Raw genomic sequence first — 22,763 nt, 5'->3', positions numbered from 1 at the left:
CTGTGATTTTAATCACAGGTAGTTCAAAGTAGATTTAAAACTTTGCAACAGAACCAAAAGAAGTGCAAAACTTGATATGCGTCAATTTTCGTCTGCTAAAAGTGAGCTATACTACAGTTGTAAAGAGGAAAAGGAAGTGTTCATTAATCTGCAATCTGCTGCGGATAAAATAAAAACACATAAAGGAGATAGGAATTATGGAAAAAGCTATATTACAATTAGAAACGTTGTCTTGTCCAAGTTGTATGCAAAAAATTGAAGGTGCCTTGAAATCAGTTAACGGTATTGATAAAGACAGCATTAAAGTATTATTCAACTCTAGCAAAGTCAAAATCAATTTTGATTCAGCTGTCACTTCGATTGAAGAGATTCAAAAAGCTATTGAAAACGTAGGCTATCCGGTCCTCAAAGTAAAAGTCAAGGCAGCTTAACAGATTAAATGAACTAGGCAATTCTGGAAGAAAAGCTATTTTTCCGGGATTGCTTTTTTGTTGCAATCCGATTCGAGGTGCTTAGAAACGATAAAAGATAACTTTCTAAACTTGATAGCCGTAAATTTTTATTCGATAAAAAGAGGGTATCGTTATAACTGTAAAGAGGAATAAGTGTCATTGAGGCTGTTAGATCAAAAAAATAGTGAGAAGGGACACGTATTTTTTCAAAACTTGATGTCAGTCAATTAATTACTTAGGCAATTATCTTATATTGTATTTATCAATAAAAGAGAAATTAAATTTGGAGGGAAAAAGCATGCAACAATATATATTAAGCAAGAAAAATGTTATCGCCGTTATCAGTGGATTGTTAATCGCACTCGGTTTCTTCAGTCACTTTGTTTTAGAAAACGTAGGACTTTCAGAGTGGTCTTTGATCATTGCCTCTGTCTTTGGGATTACGCCAATTGCCATTCAAGCGTTTCAAGCAATGAAAGTCAAAGTTATCAGTATTGATGTCTTAGTCAGTATTGCAGCGATTGGTGCGCTTTTTATTCAAGATTATGAAGAATCGGCTATTGTCACGTTCTTATTCTTATTCGGACACTACTTGGAACAACGAACATTGAACCAAACGCGATCTGCTATTAAAGAATTGACTGAAATGGCACCCGAAAGCGCCTTGAAACAAATGGATAATGGCAAATTTGAAGAAGTAGAAGTGGATGATGTAGATGAAGGGGATATCTTGCTCGTTAAAACGGGTGCGAAAGTTCCAGTGGATGGCACAGTCCTTACGGGCGAAGGGCATATCAATGAAGCTAGCATTACAGGGGAAGCTGTTCCGGTCAACAAGCTACCTGATGCAGAAGTTTTTGCAGGAACCATTTTAGAAAACGGAACGATTCAAATCAGAGCTGACCGAGTTGGTGAGGATACTACATTTGGAAAAATTATTGAACTCGTGGAAGAAGCACAAGATTCTAAATCCGAAGCAGAACGGTTCATTGATCGCTTTTCTAAATACTACACACCAGCTGTCTTGGTTCTGGCAATTGTTGTATGGGCGTTCAGTCAAAATATTGAGTTAGCAATCACCATCTTGGTTCTAGGTTGCCCAGGTGCATTAGTTATCGGAGTGCCTGTCTCAAACGTTGCCGGTATCGGGAATGGTGCTCGTAACGGTGTTCTTTTAAAAGGGAGTGAAGTCATTCAAGACTTCAGCAATGTGGATACAATTGTATTTGATAAGACAGGTACTTTAACTGTCGGAAACCCAACCGTTGCAGCGACTGAACTGTATGAAAAAGATTCTGCTGAAACGCTTGGCTATCTGGCCAGTGTGGAACGGGAATCAGATCATCCATTAGCAAAAGCGGTCTTAAACCAAATTGGAGAAACAAATTTTTATCCTGTTGAAGGAACTGAAGTCGTGAAAGGCGGCGGAATCGTTTCAAGCGTAGCTGGACATAGAGTGGCTGTTGGGAATGTGGCCTTGATGGAAAAAGAAAATGTCACTCTCAGCAAAAAAGTGCAAAAAGATGTCAAACGGTTTGAACAACAAGGGAACTCTCTCGTTTTGACCGCGGTCGACGGTGAATTAAAAGTACTGATGGGCATTCGCGATCAAGTCCGTCCGGGTGTGAAAGCTAATTTGCAGGAATTAAAAGACTTGGGCGTGAAAAATCTAGTCGTTCTTTCAGGAGATAACCAAGGAACCGTTGATGTGGTCGCCGGCGAACTTGGTTTGACCGAAGCTCACGGCCACATGTTGCCGGAAGACAAAGCGGCTTATATCGGAAAACTACAACAACGTGGTCAAATTGTAGCCTTTGTTGGAGATGGCGTTAACGATAGTCCGTCCTTAGCTTTAGCAGACATTGGAATCGCAATGGGAAGCGGAACGGACGTAGCGATTGAAACATCCGATGTCGTTTTAATGAACTCGAACTTCAGCAACTTGCCTCACGCATTAGGATTAGTAAAAGCCACCGTAAATAATATGAAACAAAATATCGTGATTTCAATTGGAGTAGTGTTGGTCTTGTTGACCAGCGTCTTCTTCAGCGAATGGATGAATATGTCTATCGGAATGTTGGTTCATGAAGGTAGTATCTTGGTGGTAATTTTCAATGGCATGAGATTAACGAAGTATAAGTTGAAAGGTCGAAAAGAACAAAAAGAAGTATCAACACCTACAGAGAAAGTAAAAATATCTTAAGAATAAATTAGAGGATGAACATAGGCACTGATTGTCCCTTATTCAAAAAATAGTTTTTTGCGTATTGGGAAAAGTCTTTAATGGGGTCAGAAACTTAAAGGAAAATGGCATTATTTGTATCGAGCCATCGATGCAGATGGTTTAACCTTGGATATTTGAAGGTAGAATAAAATTGGGACAAGTTAAATGTGATAGAATCATGTATAATAATTAAATAATTTTATTGAGGAGGACATTACATGCCCAAGAAAACATATACTGATGAATTTAAAACAGATGCCGTAAACTATTATTATGATAGTGGACTTTCTATTAATACCACTGCTAAAAAACTAGGAGTAAGCGTCAGTGCATAAAGAAAATGGATTAAATTATCAAAAAAAGATGGATCAGTGATAACTAGAGGAAGTGGAAATTATTCTAGCGATAAAGATAAAGAGATTGTAAGATTAAAAAGACAATTAAGAGACGCAGAAGGAGCGATTGAAGTACTAAAAAAAGCAATAAGCATTCTGGGATAGTAACAACGGAAGAAATTTATAAGAATATAAAAGAAGTAAGTGAAAATTCTAAACAAAAGCCTACTGTAGCTGGAATGCTTAAACGTATAGGATTATCAAAATCAGGATATTATAGACATAAGTCTAAAGGATTGAGTAAATCAAAAGAACGTCAGCTAAAAATCAAGGATCTTATCATGGAAATATGGGAAGAAAGTTAGCACCTTTATGGTGCACCCAAAATTACAGCTAAACTAAGAAAAATGGGCATACAAATTTCTGAACGTACTGTTGGAAAATATATGAAAGAACTAAAAATACGTGCAAAGTACTGTAAACCCTTTACTGTAACTACTAGAGATTCCAACCTTAATAATAAATTGAAAAACATCCTAGATGAACAATTTAATCCTGAAGTACCTGATACGATTTGGTGCATTGATACAACTTATATTCCAACTAAAGAAGGATTTGTATATCTAACTAGTATCATGGATTTGTTTTCACGGCGTATAATTTCTTGGGATTTATCAACTACATTGGAGACCACAAATATAATATCTCTTATAAATAAAGTGAAAGCTACTCGTAAGAGTAATCCAAAAATTATTCATAGTGATAGAGGTAGTCAATTCACCTCTAAAGAGTATTGCGAAATAACAGCTGGAATAACAAGAAGTTATTCAAAGAAAGCTTATCCGTGGGATAATGCTTGTATTGAGTCTTTTCACGCTATAATTAAGCGTGAATGCTTAAATGAATATAATATCAGTTCATATAATGAAGATAGACGATTAGTATTTTTATATATAGATGGTTTTTATAATACGGTGAGAATTCATAGCCATTGTGGCTACATATCACCATTAGAATTTGAACAGACATACTTTGATAAAGTACAAAAAGTAAATAAAGCAGCTTAAAAGATGATGATTTAAGATTATTTTCCTTGCCAACAAAGGATTAGAATCATTATTTTTGTCAAGGGTTTCCCGTATGGGCTTGCCCTTGATAGAAATAATGATTCTAATAAGATTTTTACAAGGAAAATTATCTTTGTTCTATTTAACTTATCTATTTTCTTGACATAGTACCATGGCGAAATAGGTATGGAATTGATAATGCAAAATTTGGAAAAATTATATAATGGCTACTTCACGCTTAACTTACCTTCGATAAAATAAAAAAACAATAAGCAATTTTCGAATATTGAAAATCACTTATTGTTTTTCAGGAAGATAGGTATTTTGTCCCATCCTCTAGGACTTACATCCATTTGTAATAAAAAAGGCTAAAGAATACCACTAGATCAATAGTTTTGATAACTATGATTTAGTGGTATTTTTGTACTAATAATTCAATTATTTAACATCAAATTTACGACTACGTTGAATAAGTAGAAGTGTTACAACAACAGTGATGATAGTATCGACTGCTGTAATCCAGAATACACTTAGTACACTTGCTGCAGTGTCACTAATTACGAAACTGGATAACAAAGGTCCTAAGAAGTATGTCAAGGAAGCCATGAAACTATAGTAACTTGTCAACTTACCATGACCAGTAGGGAAGTAACTTGTTAATACAGATAGACCAACTTGCCAGATACCACCAGCACCGAAGAAACCAACTGCGATACTACCGATACGTGCAGTCATTAGAGATGGTGAAAGTACCATCAATAATAAGCCAAGTGCTGATAATGTTGAGTAAAGTAAGATTAAAGTTAAACGCTTAACTTTTGTAACAACAATAGCAGTCACAAAAACAGAAATCATAGATGACATTGCGTACCAAGATAATAGAGTTTTAGCAGTTGCAGGTGCAACACCTAATACGTTGATTCCAAAGTTTGGAATATATTGTGAGAATACGTAGAAAGTGAAACAAATTGTAAAACCTAGAGCGATGATTAGGGAACCATCAATTGCCATTTTTGGTTGGTTAGCTGATGAAACAGTTGTTGTTTCTTGCTTAACTTCAGCCTTTGGTTCAGTCTTTTTGCTTTCATCATGAGGAGCAAATGGTGTCCACATAACAAGTAAAATATCTAAGAATAATGCGACAGCTAAAATAATTGCAGTTAACCTAGCATTTGAAACAGAAGCTACCCAGAATGGGAACAAGAATTGACATAATGACATCGCAGCTTTAACCAATGAGTTCATTGTAGCTGATTTTTCTGGGAAAGCATCTGTTAGGGCTGGGTAACAAGCTGAATCACCAAAGGAGTTAGTAACACCAAAGAATAAAGCAGCAACACAAGCCATAAAGAGATTGTGAGCAAATGCAGCACCTAATAAGAAAATAATATCGGAAGTGATTGCGATAATCATGGTTTTTTTACGACCAATTTTATCTGAAATAACACCGGCAAATAAGATTGTTAAGATACGGCCGATACCAACAACTGAAAGTACAGTTGAGATACCTTTAACATCAGTATTCCACGCCTTTTGGAAATAAGAACTGTATTGTGAAATGATGATTGTTGCCATACCAACTAAAGCAAAGTTGATATAAACACTGGCAGCGACGCCAGCATAATTTTGTTTTTTCATGACTTTCCACCCACCTAATTGTGATTTTTTTATCAATCTATTTACATTTTTAATATAAGTCATCTATTGAGTATTGTCTAATTGATATATTTTAAGTTAATTATATAAATATTCTATAGGATCTAATTATTTATAAATGTTTTAGTAACCGTAACCAATATTAATTTTATAGCATATAAAATATAAAATAATTATACATATAGATAAAATTGAAAATTAAAATAAATAAAGTCTATTGGAATTTTTCGAAAATAATAGATAAAATTAACGTGTAATAAATGTGAAAAAGATAACAAGTTAGGAGGGGACGGAATGGAATTCCCTATTGTGTGTAAGAAAAATCAACCTAAAGCTAAAAGATCAGTATTAGCCTTCTATGTATACTTTAATTATTTCGTCTGGGGATCATCAATCATTCTGGTTTCTCAATTCCATAGTTGGTTCATGGAATTATGGCATACAGATCTAAAAGGAATTTCAATTGTTATTTCGATGTTAGGTTTGGGACATTTGATTACTGTTTTATTAGCGGGTTGGTTTTCGGATAAATTTGGTAGAAAAAATACTATAATTATCGGAACAATTTCCAACATCATATTTTTGATAGGTTTATTAATAAGTAGAAATATTTGGATGGCTTCAATTTGTAGTTTATTTTTAGGCAATGCCAATTCATTTAATGATTCTGGTAGCTATCCTTTATTAACGGAGAAATTTCCAGAGAAACCTGCTAGTATGAATGCCCTAGTAAAAGCTTCAATGTCATTATCGCAAACGATCTTACCGTTAGTAATTGCAGCAGTACACAGTGCATACATCATTATTCCAGCTATGGCAGTGATGCTAGGATTACTTCTATTGAAAGTGAGTGTAACTAATTTTGGTAAAAATGAAACAATAGTTAAAGAAACAGTTAGTGAACAAAAAGAAATCTTGGAAACTTCTACAAACAAGCCTTCTGTTTTAATTGATGGGGTAGGAATGGTAATATTAGGATTTACTTTATCATTTATATTTTATATGTACTCACAATATGCACCAGTATTTGCAGAAAAAGTTATTGGATCAACACCTGTTTTTTCTAAAACGTTGATTTCATGGTATGCTATTTCTTCTCTAATTTCGGTATTTATTACATCGACTGTAGTTAGAAAGGTACATCCATTTAAAGTGTTATTGACATATTCAATTGTTGCTGCAGCGATGTTAGCTGTGATGGTTGTTCATCCAACTCCAACAATTGCACGTTTGACAAGTATCGCAATTGGTTTTTTTGCAGCAGGTGGTATATGGCAAGTTGGTCTAACAATTTTATCTCGTTATTTTCCACGAGAAAAAGGGAGAGTTACAGGATACTATAGTTTTGCGGCTGCTTTAACATATTTTGTGGGTCCGATTGTGTCTACTTTTATCCTAGATGATACAGCAGCCAGTTTAGTTCATGTATTTGTTTTAGATGTAGCTGTCTCAGTGTTAGGAATAATCGTAATGATAATTTTAGCAGTACGTTGCTTCAAGTATAAATTCATCTAAAAAAAGAATCACTAGAATGAATTAATTGGAATTCAATTCTAGTGATTCTTATTATTTTCCAGCATCGGAATTTTGCTTAATAAAATTGATGAAATCTAAAGCAGCTGGAGATTGGTAATGACGCTTGAGAGTGGCCATGTAGATGAAGCGATGCCACTTAGGAAATTCAATTGGGATTTGTTTAACATCTAATGTTCTAAGAATTGGCATTTCTGGGACAATTCCTACACCAAAGTTAGCCGCAACCATACCAGCTACAGTTTCATCTTCGTCAACTTCGAAGACACTATCAGGGGTGCCACCGCAAATTGAAAATAGTTGTTCAGTTTCTGCACGTAAACCAGTATTAGAAGAATAAGTAATATATTTAAAGTCTAAAGTGTCTTTCAAATTAATTTTGGTTTTATTAGCTAGAGGATGATCAAGTGGGGTTATGAATTTTAATTTTTGTTCATATACAGGGAAATAATCAACATCATCCAAGTTATCAATCTTTGAACAGAATGCAACGTCTACTTTTTCTTCTCTTAATTCGTCTAAGATTGAGTGTGAAAAACCGATACCACTTTCAAATTCAAAGGAAGGTTGTTTTTCTTCAGGAATATCATCTAAAAATTTTCGAATAGTAGCTGGTAACCAGTGAGAACTAATAGAACGTAGCATTGAAATTTTAATAACTTCTTTGTTATTTTCGGATTTCTTGGCTCTTTCAATAGCGCGATTGAGTGATTCAATAGCAGCTAAGCTTTCTTCAACAAAGATTTTCCCACTACGAGTTAACTTAATGTTTCGACCAGATTTTTCGAATAATTTGATATTAACTTGACTCTCTAAGGAACTAATTGCGTAACTTAAAGAAGGTTGTGTAATATGTAACATTTCAGCAGCCTGTGTATAATTCTCAGTCTGAGCTAAGACGTGAAGATATTGTAATTGTTGTAAATTCATAAAAGGCCCTCTTTTCAATTTTTGATAACGATTGCAACGTATAGAAATATTATATCAATTATAGAAAAAATATCAATTAGACGTATAGAAATTATTGATATATATTAAAAGTGTAAAAATTAATTAAATAAATCACAAACTCTGAGGAGGGTTTTATTATGAGTAAGAAAAATCCTATTACTATAAGTTCTTGGACATTGGGAGACAAGTGTACATTTGAACAACGCTGTAAAGCTGCTGCTGAAGCTGGCTATGATGGTATCGGTTTAAGAACCGAAACATACGTAGATGCTTTAAATGAAGGGCTTACAGATAAAGATATTATAGATATTTTAAATAAATACAATATCACTTGTACAGAAGTAGAATACATCGTTCAATGGTGTGAAGAACCTCGCTCATATGAACAAAAGTATAAGGAACAAATGTGCTTCCATATGTGTGAACTATTTGGTGTAAAGCATATTAATACAGGTTTAATGGAAGATTATCCTGTAGACTATACTGCACAAAAACTTAGAGAGTTATGTGATAGAGCTGGAGATTTAATCATTGCCCTTGAACCAATGCCATATAGTGGCTTACCAAACTTAGATAAGACATGGAAAGTATTGCAAAAAGCTGATTGTGATAACGCAATGATGCTATTGGATACATGGCACTGGGTTCGTGCTAACCAACCTTATGATTTATTGACAAAAGAACAAGCTAAGAAAGTTATTTCTATCCAAATTGATGATGCTTATGAAAGACCATATGCAGATTCAATCTTGAGAGACGAATCAATGCATGATCGTTTAGCTCCAGGTGTGGGACAAGCTGACACAGTAGCATTCTTAAAGATGATCAAGGAAGCAGGTATCGATCCAAAAGTTGTTGGGGTTGAAGTTATTTCTGATAACTATATGTCCAAAGGTATTGATTGGGTAGCTGATTATACTTATAAGAATACAGAAAAAGTTTTGAAAGAAGCTTGGCCAGAAATTTTAGACTAATTGAATTGAAGAAAAGAGGTTAATATTTATGACTGAATGGTTAGGATTAAGAGATAAAGTTGTTGTAATTACAGGTGCTGCTGGTGGTATGGGAACAAAGTTTTCTCATGACTTTGCTGAACAAGGCGCTAAATTAGTATTGATGGATATCGCTGAAGAACGTGTTGAAAAATTAAGTAAAGAATTAGCTGATGAATTTAAAGTAGAAACACTTGCAGTTGTATGTAATTCTACAGATGAACATGATGTAGATGAAGCTGTAAAGAAGGTAGTTGATAAATTTGGTCGTGTTGACGTATTGGTTAACACAGCAGCAATTCTTCGTTTCTCACCATTAGAAGATTTAACATTTGATGAATGGAAACAACAAATTAATATTAACATTAATGGTTATTTCTTAACTTCTCAACGATTTGGTCGTCAAATGATTAAACAAAAGAAAGGTACAATGGTTCATATTTCAACAGTTGCTTCTCATTTCCCAGAAACATACTCTGGTGCATATAGTACAACCAAAGCTGCTGTAAACATGATTTCCAAACAAATAGCAGCTGAATGGGGACAATTTGGTGTACGTAGTAACTGTGTACTTCCTTGCTTAGTTAAAACTCCATTATCAAAAGACTTCTACAAAGATAAGGAAGTTGAAGATGGACGTAGTCGTTTAGTAGCAAGCAAGCGTATTGGTGAATTGAAGGATATTTCTAATACTGTACTATTCTTAGCAAGTGATCGTTCAGATTATACAAATGGTGATGAGATCAATGTTGATGGTGGTATCGGTATTATGATGCAAGATATGATTCCAAAGCCAGGTGGACGTCGTCAATATGCAATTGACCACCACAAGAAGTAATTTAGTGGAGTGAAAAATATGACTGAAAAGAAAGTAATTACTGCTCAAGCTCAAGGGCATAACGGACCAATTGATTTGGAAATTGGAGTTGAAAATCAAGAAATTGTAAATGTTGATGTAAAGAAACATTCTGAAACAAAAGGTATCTTTAATCAAGTTTTCTCAAAATTAAGAGATGATATTCTTGATAATCAAAGTTTTGATATTGATGCAATTAGTGGCGCTACTGTCATGAGTGATGCAATTTTGAAATCAGCTAAAGATGCGGTGGAAGAAGCAGAAGTAAAGATTGATTCTAAGAAAAAAGATATTCCTCATATAACTGAAGAATTGCATACAGATGTTGTTGTTATTGGTGGTGGAGAAGCTGGCTTAGTTGCTGGATGTCGCGCCTTAAAATTAGGAAAGAAAGTAATTTTAGTAGAAAAAAATGGTTACCTAGGTGGAGCTACAATCCTAAATGGTTCTAATGTAACTGCAACAGGCTCTAAAGTTGCTAAGAATATTTTTGGTGATGGAGCAGATAATGATACACCAGAAAAATTAGCAGATGATGTTAGACGTGAATCAAAAGACACTAATGTTCCTGAGTTAACTAATTTAATGGCAAATAACATTGGTGATGCAATTGATTTTATTTCTGAATTTGCTGGTTTAGAATATCGAAAAGCTCAAACTCAAACACCAGAACATTCAGTTGAACGTCAAGTTGAATTACCAACATCAAGTAGTTATGAATTTATCACTAAAGTTGCTAAAGCTTTTGAAGAAAAAGGTGGCCAAATCTTACTTGATAGTCGAGTAGAAGAAGTTATAACTGACGGTGATAAAATTACTGGTATTGTGACTGAAGGAAAGCATAAAACAACCAAGATTTTTGCTTCGGCAGTAGTTCTAGCTTCCGGTGGTTATGGTGCTAATACAAAGATGCGTGGACCAGAAAGTCAAGGTTTATACTATTATGGCCCAATGACATCAACTGGCGATGCTTATCAATTCTTAGCTCCATTACAATTGAAGACAAGAAACTTAGGCTGGTATAAAGTATATCCTCATGGGGTAGAAACTGAACCAGGAATTGCTAAGTTAACAACATATGCATCTAAACTTGCTACTGATATGGGAGCAATTTATGTTAATACAGATGGTAAACGAATCGTTAATGAATCTGATGTATATGCTGAATTGAGAGATGCAGTCTTAAAACAAAAAGACAGAGTGGCATTCTTAGTAATGGATAAGCGAACATGGGATGAATTCTACAAGTTGTTAGTCTTACATGACTTTAGTGAAAGTGAAATCGCTGATTACTTTGCAAAAGACGGAAAGAGTAATCCAATTCTTGTGAAGGGTAGTTTACAAGAAGTTGCACAAAAAGCAGGTATTGATGTAGCTGGTTTAAGTGAAACTGTTCAAAAATACAATGACTATGCTAAACATGGAAAAGATGAAGAATTTGGCCGAGATAGTAAATTCTTACATGAATATGAAGGCGATGAATTTTACATCATTGAACAACGTGATCGTTTTGCAACCACATTAGGTGGATTTGTAACAGATGCAGATCTACATCTACAATTTGAAAATGGTAATAAATTGGCTAATGTAGTTGCTGCAGGTGAAGTAATCGGTGGAGCAAATGGACACGATTCTATGCCAAGTATGATGAACTCATGGGGCATTTCTTCCGGATTTGTAGCAGGAAAAGAAGCAGCTGAAATAAGTGAAAATTAACTTTAAAGGGGATAATTAAAATGGAACGTATCGATGGACATACTTTATTAATTGGTTTGATGGCATATCCTATTAGACATTCTATGTCACCAACAATGCATAACAATGCTTTTGCTAAATTAGGTTTAAACTATGCATATTTAGCATTTGAAATTGATAATGATAAACTAGAAAAAGCTGTAGATGCAATTAGAACTTTAGATATGCGTGGATCTAACGTATCTATGCCAAATAAGCAAAAGATTATTCCTTATTTGGATAAATTAGATCCAGCAGCTAAAATGGCTGGTGCTGTAAATACAGTTGTAAACGATAATGGTGTATTAACTGGATATACAACTGACGGAACAGGTTTCATGAAGTCTTTAGCTGATGAAGGCTTAGACATTCGTGGTAAGAAGATGACATTAGCAGGTGCTGGTGGTGCTGGTACTCCAATCGCAATTCAAGCAGCACTTGATGGAGTAAAGGAAATTTCTATCTTCAATTTAGATGATGCTCAATGGGCACAAGCTGAAAAGAACGTTGAAATCATCAATCGTGAAACAGATTGTAAAGCAACACTACATTATCTAGAAGATAAAGAAGACTTTAAGAAGGAAATTGCTTCAAGTTACATCTATTGCGATGCTACAGGTGTAGGTATGAAACCATTAGAAGACATGACATTAGTTGAAGATCCTAGTTGGTTCCACAAAGATATGATTGTTTTCGATACAGTTTATGCACCAAGAGAAACAAAATTAATGAAAGTTGCTAAAGAAGCTGGCGTAGATCACGTTCTTAATGGCTTAGGTATGATGTTAGAACAAGGTGCAGAAGCATTCAAGTTATGGACAGGTGAAGATATGCCTGTAGACTACATCAGAGAACTATTATTTAGTGAAGATAACTAGGCGGTGAATTTGATGAGGATAGTCAAAGTAAGAAATGTTGAATTCGGTACGGGTCGTCCTAAAATAGCTGTTCCAATTACCGGAAAATCAAGTGATGATATCATAAAACAAGCTGAAACAATTATGTCTAGTAATAACGCTGATTTAATTGAATGGAGAATAGATTTCTTTGATCAAGTTGAAGATGCTGAAAAGTTGGTTGAAACAGCCAAAAAACTACGCCAAGTTATGAGTGAAATGCCTTTATTAACTACATTTAGAACTCATTTCGAAGGTGGAGTTAAAAAATTATCAGAAGAAGAATATTTTGATATTTGTCGCGTATTGATTAAAGAAAAGGCAACAGATTTGTTGGACTTAGAATTGTTCAGAAAAACAAGTAAGCTAAAGGAACTTATTGCTGAAGCTCATGAAAATAATATCTATATTATCATGAGTAATCATGACTTCGATAAAACTCCTGCAACTTCTGAATTAGAAAGACGCCTAACTTTGATGAAGACTTTTGGTGCTGATATTGCTAAAATTGCAGTAATGCCTAATAGTGCACGTGATGTTTTAAATCTATTGCTAGCCACAGATAATATGAAGTACAAATTAAATTGTCCATTAATTACAATGGCGATGGGAGACTTAGGTAAGGTAACCAGAATAAGTGGTGAAGTCTTTGGCTCTTGTCTAACATTCGGTACGGTAGGTGATGCTTCCGCACCGGGGCAGATTGAAAGTACCAATTTAAAAGGAATTTTAGATACATTAAAGATTGAATAAACAAAAAGAAGTTGAATCAACTTTTGGTTCAACTTCTTTTTTGTGTATTATAAAGAATTTAACGCATCCGTAGTTTCATCATTATCAATATGAGTATAAAGAGTAGTTGTAGCAGTTGAGCTATGTCCCAATTGTTGTGCAGTTAAGACAAGATTATTAGTCTGTTTATACAATCTAGTAGCCAAAGTGTGTCTCAACTTATGAGGAGTAACTCTAACTTTAAACCCTTTAGAGTATTTGGAAACCATTTTTTCAATAGCAGAGCCAGTAATGCGTTTGGAACCACCACGACTAATAGCTAAGAAGAATGCTTTTTCATATTTGTCTGCACGATAACGGCTAGCACGAATATCACGATAATTAGCTAAATATTCCATTGCAAAAGCGGCAATCCTAACAGAGTCTTTTTTATTTCCTTTTCTAAGTACAGCAACTCGATTGTTTTCGAAATCTAAATCTTCAATATTGATATTGACAACTTCAGATAAGCGGAGACCGGATCCTAACATTAAAGCGTTAATAGCTAAATCTCTTTCAACATCGCGATTGTAGAATTTCTTAGCTTGAGTAGATAATGACTGAGGATAAACTTCTTTGATATATTGCAGATATTCATCAGTTTCATCATCCAAAAATAACTTTTCTTCTAAGGCATCAGCTCTAGCTTGTAGAGTTTGCTTATCAGCCACATTATCAATACTTTGCATAACGTCGTGTGTTAAAAAAGGTTTTTCTTGAGAGTTATTAGCACTTCTGCTTAAGAACTTAAAGATCACCTTTAAAGCAGTGATATTGCGCTGAATAGTTACTTTAGATAGAGTCTCAGTAGATTCTTCTTTATGACCATTTTTATCAAGAGCTTTTTTATTTTGCTTTTTTCGGCGTAAAAGATAAGATTTGTATTCAGTAGCAGTACGAACTGTAAGCTTATCAAGCGATTCTGGGGCGATATCACTAGTTTTATTTTCGTTAACATAATGATTTTCAATCAACCAAATCAAAAATTGATGGAAATTCTTCAAGTATTCAAGAATAGTATTAGGAGAATATTCATCAGCGGTTTTTACAATAACAAAATCATTCATATAATAAGGGAGCTTATGTAGCAACTCATCGATTTTTTTATTTGCAACTTCTTTTTGCATAGTTATCCTCCGAACATTCATTTGATAATAGTATTATACCATGAAATTTAAGTTTCGTGTTAAATATAACTTATACTTTGTGTTAATTCATAATGTAAATATATATGTTAAGTGGTAAATGGTATGAAATAAACTAAGTTAGTTAGATTGTTCTTTAGTTTGGAAAAGAAAAATGCAAAGATTTCATATTGGATATGCGAAAAAAATATGGAAAAATAAATAATGAGAGTGAAGTAGTTTTAAAGGGGAAAACAACGGCTACTTACCAAGAAAAATGACCCAGTACTTGATAAGATTTGCGTATTAGCTTGGTACTATATGCCCACTAGCATGGTATTCAAGATCCCGCTCCTGTAGAGGCAGGTTTATCTAGTGGAATTAACTTGTCGTTCTTATAAGGAAAAGCATGTAGGATAGTCGGACAGTTGCAGGTTCAAATCCTGTCCACTTTCGTTATATTCATTTTTGCATCCAAGAAATTGGGTGCTTTTAATGTTGGACTATTACCTTGCAATTAGTCAAATGTCGCTAGGAAAGTTAATTACAGCTACTTTAGGCATAGCTTTAATTAGAATGACTCATAAAGTTGCGAAAGTGATTAGAAAAAATAATAAAACTGCTGTTGATGAAGAATATTATTATCAAAAGAAAAATTTGCAATCTCCTAAAAAAGCAAGATTAATCCAATATCTAAAGATAATTATGTATTCTCTAATCAAGATAATAATTTTGTTTTATGGACAGAACGTTTATGGTTAGATCATGATCAAATACTAAATCGAATTGATAGAAATTTAAATTCTATGTTTAGGCAAGGTATGAGAGCTCAAGATATAGCTGAGAAGTTATTTCCAGGAAATGCTAAAAGCATGAGAAATGATAACATACCTAAAGCTTTGATAGATGCTACTGTATCAGCTAAAAGGTTAGCAAGAACAGAAGCTGCAGCTCGTGAAGATGAATTAACAGACATCTTCTTCAAAGAAAACAAAATAAAGTATTTTGATTGGGTAACAGAACCTGGAGCTTGTAAGAAATGCTTAGTCATTGGAGCTTTGGGACCATACAAAGTTGATGATGAAGCTAGTCCAAGAATTCCAGGAAGTTCACATCCTAATTGCCGTTATCGTAGAATTCCTACTGAAGTAGAAGCTGATGAAAAAGCAGATAGCTTGAAGAAAGCATTAGCTGCAGGGATTGTATCTGGTATTGGTAAACGTGATAATAAAGAAGAAAATACTGAGGAGGATATTCAGTATACATATACTGAAGGTGATAAAAATGATAGTAAAATATATAATAAACCTAATGTAGTAATGAAGTTAAGAGATAGAGAAGGTGAAATAAAAACTTATAGAATCTTTGATAATGATGGAAAGTTGAAGGAAAGAAAGAGTTGGAGAAAACCAACTAAATCAGAATTTACAATTCTTAAAAAAGGAGGCTGGAAAGATGATTAGAGTAAAGAGTGATGTTATAAAAGAAAGACTAGATTGGCTTAAGTTTGAATTGTCTATAAATGATGAATTAGAGACCGTTATTGGTGGTAAAACATGCTATTTAGGTCCAGCCTTTAATAATAAGAGCTATGAAGATAAGGAAGGATGGGTACTTTATCCATATGATTTGAGTTATGAGATATATATTCCATATACAAATCCTGAAAAATAGTATCCTTTAAAATAGGAGATAAGACAATAGGAGAGCATTTTATTGATGAATATTAGTTATGCAAAAGTAGCAACTAAAATTCTAAAGTACTTGAACGATTGTTACGAGAATGGTTTGGAGCCAAACATTGAATCACTTAATGCTAATAGATTAGGTATTTCAGACAGACAGTATTATCAAACACTATGATGATGGTTATATTAAAGGCATTGAGTTTCTAGATGTAATACCACCAGAGATGAGTCAAATTAACCATCCTAGAAGTTGGTATATCATTCAGTACTTAGAAGAAAATTCTTTGATAAGAAAGGCATACAATACGCTTAAAGAAACTAAAGATTGGTTGCCGTTGATGTAGCACTCGTAATGGGTGCTTTTTTTGTATACAATAAAAAATACAGACTTATATTTAGCAAAGAGGAAAGTCTCTATTACGCTAGAGATCGATTGCATAAATTGAAAAGTAGTATAATAGATGTGAATGAAGTTATATATAATTTGGTATATCTAGATAAGGGCAAAAGATAGTTATAATATTTGTCCCAACAAAGTAAAGGGAGATGTTAGTTATAAAATGAAAATCAGCATTAAATCTAATTTGTATGATATTTTGGATAAATTCCAATGTAAATGGGTTAATGTGTGGTTAAAGAATGGAAAGATAGTAAAAGTTTTTCTCCTGGATATAGATTTTCTTGAAGACAATGATGTTGGAGATGCTATTATATATAATACAACTGGTAGTTTAGATTATGGAGATGCCATTTATTTAAAAGATATGAATAGAATAGAGTTATATAAGCATACGGAATAATATTGATCTAGATTTAAGTAGTCTCAAGAGATTGGAGAGATACTAATGAAAGCTATAGATGTTTTTTACTTAGAAAGTGAAAATATTTCGTGTATTTCTATACAGAGAACAGATATTGAGGCAGGACGAAAGATAGTTGATAAAAACGGCACAGTATTTGAAGTGGATAGTCTTGTTGTTGATGGCCGCGCCTTACTTAGAGGCATTACTAGATTATTAGTCCATGGAAAGTTTGAAGGTGATATTGTAAATTTAGTAGATAAAGAATAGATAATAGCTATTAAACTGCTTTTTACAATTAAAAACTACTAGCAATTATTAGTTTAAAAAGGTATTGATACTTTTATAGGAAGTGATAAAAATGTGTACAGCAATTACTTTAAATGGTAATAGTAATTATTTTGGAAGAAATTTAGATTTGGATTTTTCATATGGCGAGCAGGTAATCATTACTCCGGCTGAATATGAGTTTAAATTTAGAAAGGAAAAAGCTATAAAGAATCATAAATCATTAATAGGTGTTGGAATTGTCGCTAATGATTATCCACTGTATTTTGATGCTATTAATGAGGATGGACTAGGAATGGCAGGATTGAATTTTCCTGGAAATGCATATTATAGCGATGCTTTAGAGAATGATAAAGATAATATTACGCCGTTCGAGTTTATTCCATGGATTCTGGGACAGTGTAGCGATGTTAATGAAGCAAGAAATTTAGTTGAAAGAATAAATCTCATTAATCTTAGTTTTAGCGAACAATTACCTTTAGCAGGGTTACATTGGTTAATTGCAGATAGAGAAAAATCCATCGTAGTAGAAGTAACTAAATCTGGCGTACATATTTATGATAATCCAATTGGAGTATTGACTAATAATCCGGAATTTAATTATCAGATGTACAATCTGAATAAATATCGCAACTTATCTATCAGTACACCACAAAATACATTCTCAGATAGCGTGGATTTAAAGGTAGACGGTACCGGTTTTGGTGGTATTGGCTTACCAGGCGATGTATCTCCCGAATCTCGTTTTGTGAGAGCTGCTTTTAGCAAGTTAAATTCAAGTAAAGGGACGACCGTAGAAGAAGATATTACTCAGTTTTTCCATATACTAGGGACAGTAGAACAGATAAAGGGCGTTAATAAGACAGAATCAGGAAAAGAAGAATATACTGTATATTCGAATTGCTATGATTTGGACAACAAAACGTTATATTATACAACCTATGAAAATAGACAAATAGTAGCTGTTACTTTAAATGAAGATAAGAATGGTAATAGGTTAATTGCATATCCATTTGAAAGAAAACAAGTAATAAATAAGTTGAATTAAGCAAAATAACTGGTATCATAGTAAGGTACCAGTTTTATTTATTATAATAAATATAAAATTACATTGCAACTATAAGTGATTTAAAACAAAAAAAGCTGAATTTAATTCAGCCATTAAGTCTTTACTTGTCTGTCAAATATATCTTTCTTAAATCTGAAACTTCTTGTTCATTCAACTTCAATTCTGTATGTAAATAATTATTTATCCCACCAAAGTTATCTTTCATTAATTGCAGAGCATGATTTAAATAAGCTTCATTAACTTCAAATAGAGCCTTAATATTCGCAGACATCACTGGACCCATTCCACTTACATCAGCTATTTTCTTTGCTCGAACAGTTTCTGTATAAATATTAGATGCTAAGTAATCTTGATGAATTATTTTATTATCTACACCTAGTGCAGTTAACAAATAAACAGCTCCCATACCAGTTCTATCTTTACCAGCTGTACAATGAAACAATAGGGCTTCATTTTCTTTGTCATTAGCTAACAATAAATCGAAGAATTGGCGATATGCTTTTTTAGCTCCATCTGTAAGTACAATATCTTTATAGGCTTTCAACATATCCTCAAAACCAGCATTTTTAATCTTGCTGTAGGTCTTATATCTAGTCTCTTGATCTTTCTTAGTACTACGAGTCTCATCCTCTGAAAAAACTGGATTAAAATGATAATGAACATTATTGCTAATTCGATCAGGTTCAACTTCCTTTTCAGATATTGAACGAAAATCTACGTCATATCTAAGACCATAGTCCTCTAAATAGTTAACGTCTCGTTCAGACAAATATGCCAAATTAGCAGAACGCAGAATTTTATGCTTTTTAATCTTACGTCCATCTAATGTTTTATAACTGCCTAAATCACGAAAATTAAATCCATGTTTTATATCTAGTAATAGTGGTTTTTGTTCCATATAATCCCTCCATGGAGTGTGGCTTTAAATATGATTTTAACAAAAAATAAGCCTATTACCAAACATAAGTTATTAGATCCAGTTTCGTTTTTCAGCTAAATTTACAGCTTCTAAACGCGAACGTGTTCCTGTCTTACTGAGAATAGAGGAGATATAATTTCTAATAGTACCTTCAGACAAGAAAAATTTTTGTGCCAATTCTTTAGTTGAAGCACAAGTTTTTAAAGCTGCCAGAATTTCTTGCTCGCGATCTGTTAGGGGATTATCAACAGTATTCAAAACACTAGTAACAAGTTTAGGATCAAATACTGTATCACCATTCATTATTGTCTTTATTGCATTAACCAAAGAATCACTTGGGCTATCTTTTAATAAATATCCATTAACCCTTGCAGCAAGGGCGTCTTTGAAATATTTGCTACGTGCAAATGTAGTTAAAATTATGATTTTTATATCCAATTTCATTAGGCGAAGTTGCTTGGCAATTTCTAGCCCAGAAAGTCCTGGCATTTCAATATCCAGAATAGCAACATCTGGCTTTAGCGTAATAACTTTTTCCAATGCTGCCTGACCATCTGTTTCAGTTCCAACTACTGAAAAATCATCTTCTAAATCAAGTAACATCGCCAAAGCACTATTTAACATTTGCTGATCTTCAGCCAAAAATATACTGACCATTCTTAATCACCCTTTACAATAGGAATACTTACATCTATTTTAGCACCATTATCATTATCAAAACTAACATTACCATCTAGATAATCAATTCTCTTTTTTATCCCAGATAAACCAAATGATTTTTTGTAAGATATATTTTTATCAAAACCAATCCCATTATCATGTACAGTTATTAAATATTGATTTTTCTTCTGACTAAAAGTAACACTAAAGAGATTCCCATGACTGTACCGAATAGCGTTAGTAACCAACTCAGTAATAATTTGACTTATTGTATTTTGAATATCCTTATTCCAATCTACTGTAATCTCTTCGTTTTTTGCATGTAGCATTATACCAGATTTATCCAGATTAGATTGTTGTATATCCAAAGTTTGTAGTATTGTAGAGTGTTTCATATCCGCTACAATTTCTCTAACCAAGTCTAAATTTTGACGAGAAGCCGCTGCAATGTCTTTTAATTGTTGTTTAGCCAATGCTGGATCTTTCTCTAATAACTTCTCAGCTAATTCAGCTTTTAGAGCTAACATGGAAAAGGATTGCCCTAAATTATCATGTAATTGTTGAGCTATTCTGTCACGTTCACTATGTCTAGCTATTAATTCTAAACGATTATTTTGTTTTCCTAAACGATAGCTCTTTGACAACGAATTTGAAGCTGGAATTGTTCCAAAAATGAATAAATAATTGATAATAGCCGCTGGTACATCTCCCACTGCCATACTAGGTAATGGATAAGCTAGATATAAACTTATCGTAGATAAAATATAATAAGGAACAATCACTAATTTTGCGTTTTTCATATTAATACTAAAAGTTCCAATAATGAAGCCCGTATAAATATATAAAAATGGATATCTTGCAAAGAAAGAGAGTGTAGCTGCCAAAATTAATTGACAAAAAATATTAATAACTACTCCTTTATCTCTGGCTAAAAAACAATCTCTATAAACTTTGACAAAAATAATTAGTAAAATTAACGTTATATTACGCATAATAGTGGGCAATGTAAGTAACACACTTACTGCTGGAAATAACCATAGTAACCAGAAATAAGGGGCTAGTCCTACGTAACTTGGAAATAATACGTGCTTTTTTAAAAACTTCTTCATCAGTTTTTTCAATCCTTTTTTGAAGTAAATATATAACTAATTCCTAGAGCTAAGACTAACACAACAAACCAAATTATTAAACCTACAAGCGAATTATAGTTGATGCTATTTCCATGTAAAATGTTATTAGACAAATTTGAAATGTAGTATGTTGGTGTTACTTTACCAATTTTTTGTAGCCATTGTGGAAGTACACTAAGTGGCCACCATAAGCCACTACAAATTGCCATAGGAAAAACTAAGATGTTGGCTAAGGCATTGATAACATTGCTATCTTTAAATGATGAAATCAAAATTCCTAATAAAACGAGAGGCAAGCTCATAATAGGAATTAGAATTAATAAAAGTATCCAGACCTTTGTCGGTAGTATGAGATTATTAACTAAAATACCGGCTAAACCAATTCCTATAAGACAAAGTAAGTTCAATACTTCAAAAATAATGATCATTTCAATATAATACATTAATTTAGGAAAAGGACTTAAATCTATAAATAGTGTAAATTTACGGTCTATATCGGAACTTAGTGTATGTGCAACTGTCATAATAGATCCAAGTAGAATTCCGTAAATCGCCATACTTACTAAATAATCTACCTTCCATTGCATTGTATTACTATATTGCGGTAAAGCTTTTGTAAAAAGTAAATAGAAAGTCAAGGGCATTGCTAAATCAAACATAAAGAATGCCGGATTTCTTAAGATTATGCGTTTAAAATCAATTTCAAGTTGATATAAAAAATTAGTCATGATTATTCCTCGTTTCTAATTAAAGAGTCCATTAATGTATCTAAGTTTTGTTGTCTAATTTCTAAATTATCAATTGCTGATAAATAGGGGACTAACTGAGTTATTAAGCTATTAACATCACTTGTAATAAGTGTATAATGGTGGTTCAATTCACTTACTCTAAGTACAGCTGGTAATTTATTAAAAATATCTTTTATCAACTCACTATTGAAGGTTACTTGAACCTTTTTTAACTGTTTTCCCATCTCAGCTAAACTACCATCAAAAATAATTCTTTGATTATGCAGAAAAATAAACCTATTAGCAACTTTTTCTAATTCTTCTAGATAATGACTAGTAATTAAAAATGTTTTCCCTTGTTTCTTTAACTCATCGATACGCTCCCAAAATTTAGTGCGACTTTCTGCATCCATTCCTACAGTAGGTTCGTCTAAGAAAATTAGATCTGGATTTCCGGCTAAAGTAAGAGCGAACTGTAGCTTTCTTTTTTGACCTCCAGATAATTTATCCATAGGGTGGTTTATATAATTTTGTAACTCTGATAAAGCTAATATTGCTTGATAAGACACAGGATTACGATAATATGTTCTAGTTAATTTAATTATTTCTTTCACTGTTATTCGATCTAAAGAGATATTTTCTTGCATCATTACTCCAATTAAATTTCTATCAAATTTTTCTTTCTCAAAAATCTTACTTTGCCCACTATCTTGTTGAATTAACTTCGTAATAATATTGATCAAAGTAGATTTCCCAGCACCATTTTTACCGATTAAGGCAACAATTTCTCCAGATTGAATTGAAAAATTAATATCATTTAAAACAACTTTATTTTTATATTTTTTATTGATATTTTTTACTTCAAGTGCGGTGGTCATAATTTATCATCC

Annotated in this window: 26 protein-coding genes and 1 pseudogene; 19 read left to right on the top strand and 8 right to left on the bottom strand. The window is 33.0% G+C overall.

Going from position 1 to position 22,763, the window contains the following annotated elements; all coding sequences use genetic code 11:
- The first annotated feature begins 197 nt into the window (after positions 1-197).
- The 5 genes and pseudogenes from FC55_RS06470 to FC55_RS06450 all read left to right on the top strand — a co-directional run.
- On the top strand, positions 198-431 hold the full coding sequence (locus tag FC55_RS06470; protein WP_035149228.1) for a heavy-metal-associated domain-containing protein: 234 nt from the start codon (positions 198-200) through the stop codon (positions 429-431).
- Positions 432-750: 319 nt separating this feature from the next.
- Positions 751-2,655 carry a heavy metal translocating P-type ATPase gene (locus tag FC55_RS06460; protein WP_003699067.1) on the top strand — a complete coding sequence of 635 codons (1,905 nt, stop codon included), beginning with the start codon at positions 751-753 and terminating at the stop codon, positions 2,653-2,655.
- Positions 2,656-2,894: 239 nt separating this feature from the next.
- Positions 2,895-3,011, top strand: coding sequence for a transposase (locus FC55_RS10075; RefSeq protein ID WP_003699068.1), 117 nt, complete (start codon positions 2,895-2,897; stop codon positions 3,009-3,011).
- A 36-nt stretch (positions 3,012-3,047) separates the two neighbouring features.
- Positions 3,048-3,176, top strand: a complete 129-nt coding sequence (locus FC55_RS10215) for a hypothetical protein (RefSeq protein ID WP_003699069.1) — start codon at positions 3,048-3,050, stop codon at positions 3,174-3,176.
- A gap of 215 nt (positions 3,177-3,391) precedes the next feature.
- Positions 3,392-4,078: pseudogene (locus FC55_RS06450) on the top strand (IS3 family transposase); the annotation flags it as partial.
- 438 nt (positions 4,079-4,516) lie between these two features.
- Here the strand turns inward: FC55_RS06450 and FC55_RS06445 are convergent.
- Positions 4,517-5,716: an MFS transporter gene (locus tag FC55_RS06445; protein ID WP_003703280.1), complete on the bottom strand. Its 1,200-nt coding sequence runs from the start codon at positions 5,714-5,716 to the stop codon at positions 4,517-4,519.
- Positions 5,717-6,028: 312 nt separating this feature from the next.
- Here FC55_RS06445 and FC55_RS06440 point away from each other — a divergent pair, with 312 nt between their 5' ends.
- Complete coding sequence (locus FC55_RS06440; RefSeq protein WP_003699075.1) at positions 6,029-7,249, top strand: MFS transporter; 1,221 nt, start codon at positions 6,029-6,031, stop codon at positions 7,247-7,249.
- Between the two features lie 51 nt (positions 7,250-7,300).
- Here FC55_RS06440 and FC55_RS06435 read toward each other — a convergent pair whose 3' ends face one another.
- Positions 7,301-8,197: a LysR family transcriptional regulator gene (locus tag FC55_RS06435; protein WP_003699076.1), complete on the bottom strand. Its 897-nt coding sequence runs from the start codon at positions 8,195-8,197 to the stop codon at positions 7,301-7,303.
- Positions 8,198-8,355: 158 nt separating this feature from the next.
- Here FC55_RS06435 and FC55_RS06430 point away from each other — a divergent pair, with 158 nt between their 5' ends.
- The 5 genes from FC55_RS06430 to aroD are packed head-to-tail and all read left to right on the top strand — an operon-like array spanning position 8,356 to position 13,449.
- Complete coding sequence (locus FC55_RS06430) at positions 8,356-9,192, top strand: sugar phosphate isomerase/epimerase family protein (protein WP_003699077.1); 837 nt, start codon at positions 8,356-8,358, stop codon at positions 9,190-9,192.
- A gap of 28 nt (positions 9,193-9,220) precedes the next feature.
- The gene (locus FC55_RS06425; RefSeq protein WP_003699078.1) at positions 9,221-10,048 is read left to right on the top strand and encodes an SDR family NAD(P)-dependent oxidoreductase; all 828 of its coding nucleotides are present in this window, start codon (positions 9,221-9,223) and stop codon (positions 10,046-10,048) included.
- Between the two features lie 18 nt (positions 10,049-10,066).
- Complete coding sequence (locus tag FC55_RS06420; protein ID WP_003699079.1) at positions 10,067-11,782, top strand: FAD-binding protein; 1,716 nt, start codon at positions 10,067-10,069, stop codon at positions 11,780-11,782.
- 20 nt (positions 11,783-11,802) lie between these two features.
- Positions 11,803-12,678: a shikimate dehydrogenase gene (locus FC55_RS06415; protein ID WP_003699080.1), complete on the top strand. Its 876-nt coding sequence runs from the start codon at positions 11,803-11,805 to the stop codon at positions 12,676-12,678.
- Between the two features lie 12 nt (positions 12,679-12,690).
- On the top strand, positions 12,691-13,449 hold the full coding sequence (gene aroD / locus FC55_RS06410; RefSeq protein ID WP_003699081.1) for a type I 3-dehydroquinate dehydratase: 759 nt from the start codon (positions 12,691-12,693) through the stop codon (positions 13,447-13,449).
- 47 nt (positions 13,450-13,496) lie between these two features.
- Here the strand turns inward: aroD and xerS are convergent, their stop codons facing one another.
- The gene (gene xerS / locus FC55_RS06405) at positions 13,497-14,594 is read right to left on the bottom strand and encodes a tyrosine recombinase XerS (protein ID WP_003699082.1); all 1,098 of its coding nucleotides are present in this window, start codon (positions 14,592-14,594) and stop codon (positions 13,497-13,499) included.
- Positions 14,595-15,086: 492 nt separating this feature from the next.
- Between xerS and FC55_RS06400 the strand changes: the two genes are divergently transcribed.
- The 8 genes from FC55_RS06400 to bsh all read left to right on the top strand — a co-directional run bounded on the left by FC55_RS06400 (position 15,087) and on the right by bsh (position 18,415).
- On the top strand, positions 15,087-15,353 hold the full coding sequence (locus tag FC55_RS06400; protein ID WP_003699083.1) for a hypothetical protein: 267 nt from the start codon (positions 15,087-15,089) through the stop codon (positions 15,351-15,353).
- Between the two features lie 44 nt (positions 15,354-15,397).
- Complete coding sequence (locus FC55_RS06395) at positions 15,398-16,054, top strand: hypothetical protein (RefSeq protein ID WP_003699084.1); 657 nt, start codon at positions 15,398-15,400, stop codon at positions 16,052-16,054.
- On the top strand, positions 16,047-16,265 hold the full coding sequence (locus FC55_RS06390; RefSeq protein ID WP_003699086.1) for a hypothetical protein: 219 nt from the start codon (positions 16,047-16,049) through the stop codon (positions 16,263-16,265). The genes FC55_RS06395 and FC55_RS06390 overlap by 8 nt, the downstream gene beginning before the upstream one ends.
- A 45-nt stretch (positions 16,266-16,310) precedes the next feature.
- Positions 16,311-16,454: a YjcQ family protein gene (locus tag FC55_RS10095; RefSeq protein ID WP_003699087.1), complete on the top strand. Its 144-nt coding sequence runs from the start codon at positions 16,311-16,313 to the stop codon at positions 16,452-16,454.
- Positions 16,438-16,623 (top strand): YjcQ family protein, encoded by a 186-nt coding sequence (locus tag FC55_RS10090; RefSeq protein WP_308738492.1) that lies wholly within the window; start codon positions 16,438-16,440, stop codon positions 16,621-16,623. The genes FC55_RS10095 and FC55_RS10090 overlap by 17 nt, the downstream gene beginning before the upstream one ends.
- A 216-nt stretch (positions 16,624-16,839) precedes the next feature.
- A complete protein-coding gene (locus FC55_RS06380; protein WP_003699090.1) occupies positions 16,840-17,079 on the top strand; it encodes a hypothetical protein in 240 nt (79 codons plus the stop codon).
- Between the two features lie 45 nt (positions 17,080-17,124).
- The gene (locus tag FC55_RS06375) at positions 17,125-17,349 is read left to right on the top strand and encodes a hypothetical protein (RefSeq protein ID WP_003699091.1); all 225 of its coding nucleotides are present in this window, start codon (positions 17,125-17,127) and stop codon (positions 17,347-17,349) included.
- 91 nt (positions 17,350-17,440) lie between these two features.
- Positions 17,441-18,415, top strand: a complete 975-nt coding sequence (gene bsh / locus FC55_RS06370; protein ID WP_003699092.1) for a choloylglycine hydrolase — start codon at positions 17,441-17,443, stop codon at positions 18,413-18,415.
- 121 nt (positions 18,416-18,536) lie between these two features.
- On the opposite strand, the gene FC55_RS06365 is transcribed toward bsh, so the two are convergent.
- The 5 genes from FC55_RS06365 to FC55_RS06345 form a co-directional block, all read right to left on the bottom strand.
- Positions 18,537-19,334: a tyrosine-protein phosphatase gene (locus FC55_RS06365; RefSeq protein WP_003699093.1), complete on the bottom strand. Its 798-nt coding sequence runs from the start codon at positions 19,332-19,334 to the stop codon at positions 18,537-18,539.
- A 72-nt stretch (positions 19,335-19,406) separates the two neighbouring features.
- Positions 19,407-20,012: a response regulator transcription factor gene (locus tag FC55_RS06360; protein WP_003699094.1), complete on the bottom strand. Its 606-nt coding sequence runs from the start codon at positions 20,010-20,012 to the stop codon at positions 19,407-19,409.
- Positions 20,013-20,014: 2 nt separating this feature from the next.
- Positions 20,015-21,124: a sensor histidine kinase gene (locus tag FC55_RS06355; protein WP_003699095.1), complete on the bottom strand. Its 1,110-nt coding sequence runs from the start codon at positions 21,122-21,124 to the stop codon at positions 20,015-20,017.
- Between the two features lie 8 nt (positions 21,125-21,132).
- Positions 21,133-21,873 carry an ABC transporter permease gene (locus FC55_RS06350; RefSeq protein ID WP_003699096.1) on the bottom strand — a complete coding sequence of 247 codons (741 nt, stop codon included), beginning with the start codon at positions 21,871-21,873 and terminating at the stop codon, positions 21,133-21,135.
- 2 nt (positions 21,874-21,875) lie between these two features.
- Positions 21,876-22,751 carry an ABC transporter ATP-binding protein gene (locus tag FC55_RS06345; RefSeq protein WP_003699097.1) on the bottom strand — a complete coding sequence of 292 codons (876 nt, stop codon included), beginning with the start codon at positions 22,749-22,751 and terminating at the stop codon, positions 21,876-21,878.
- Between the last annotated feature and the right edge of the window lie 12 nt (positions 22,752-22,763).

The organism is Ligilactobacillus salivarius DSM 20555 = ATCC 11741, from assembly GCF_001435955.1.
Lineage (GTDB): Bacteria > Bacillota > Bacilli > Lactobacillales > Lactobacillaceae > Ligilactobacillus > Ligilactobacillus salivarius.
Note: the sequence above shows the minus strand (reverse complement) of the source record. Positions and strands in the feature narration are given on the sequence as shown.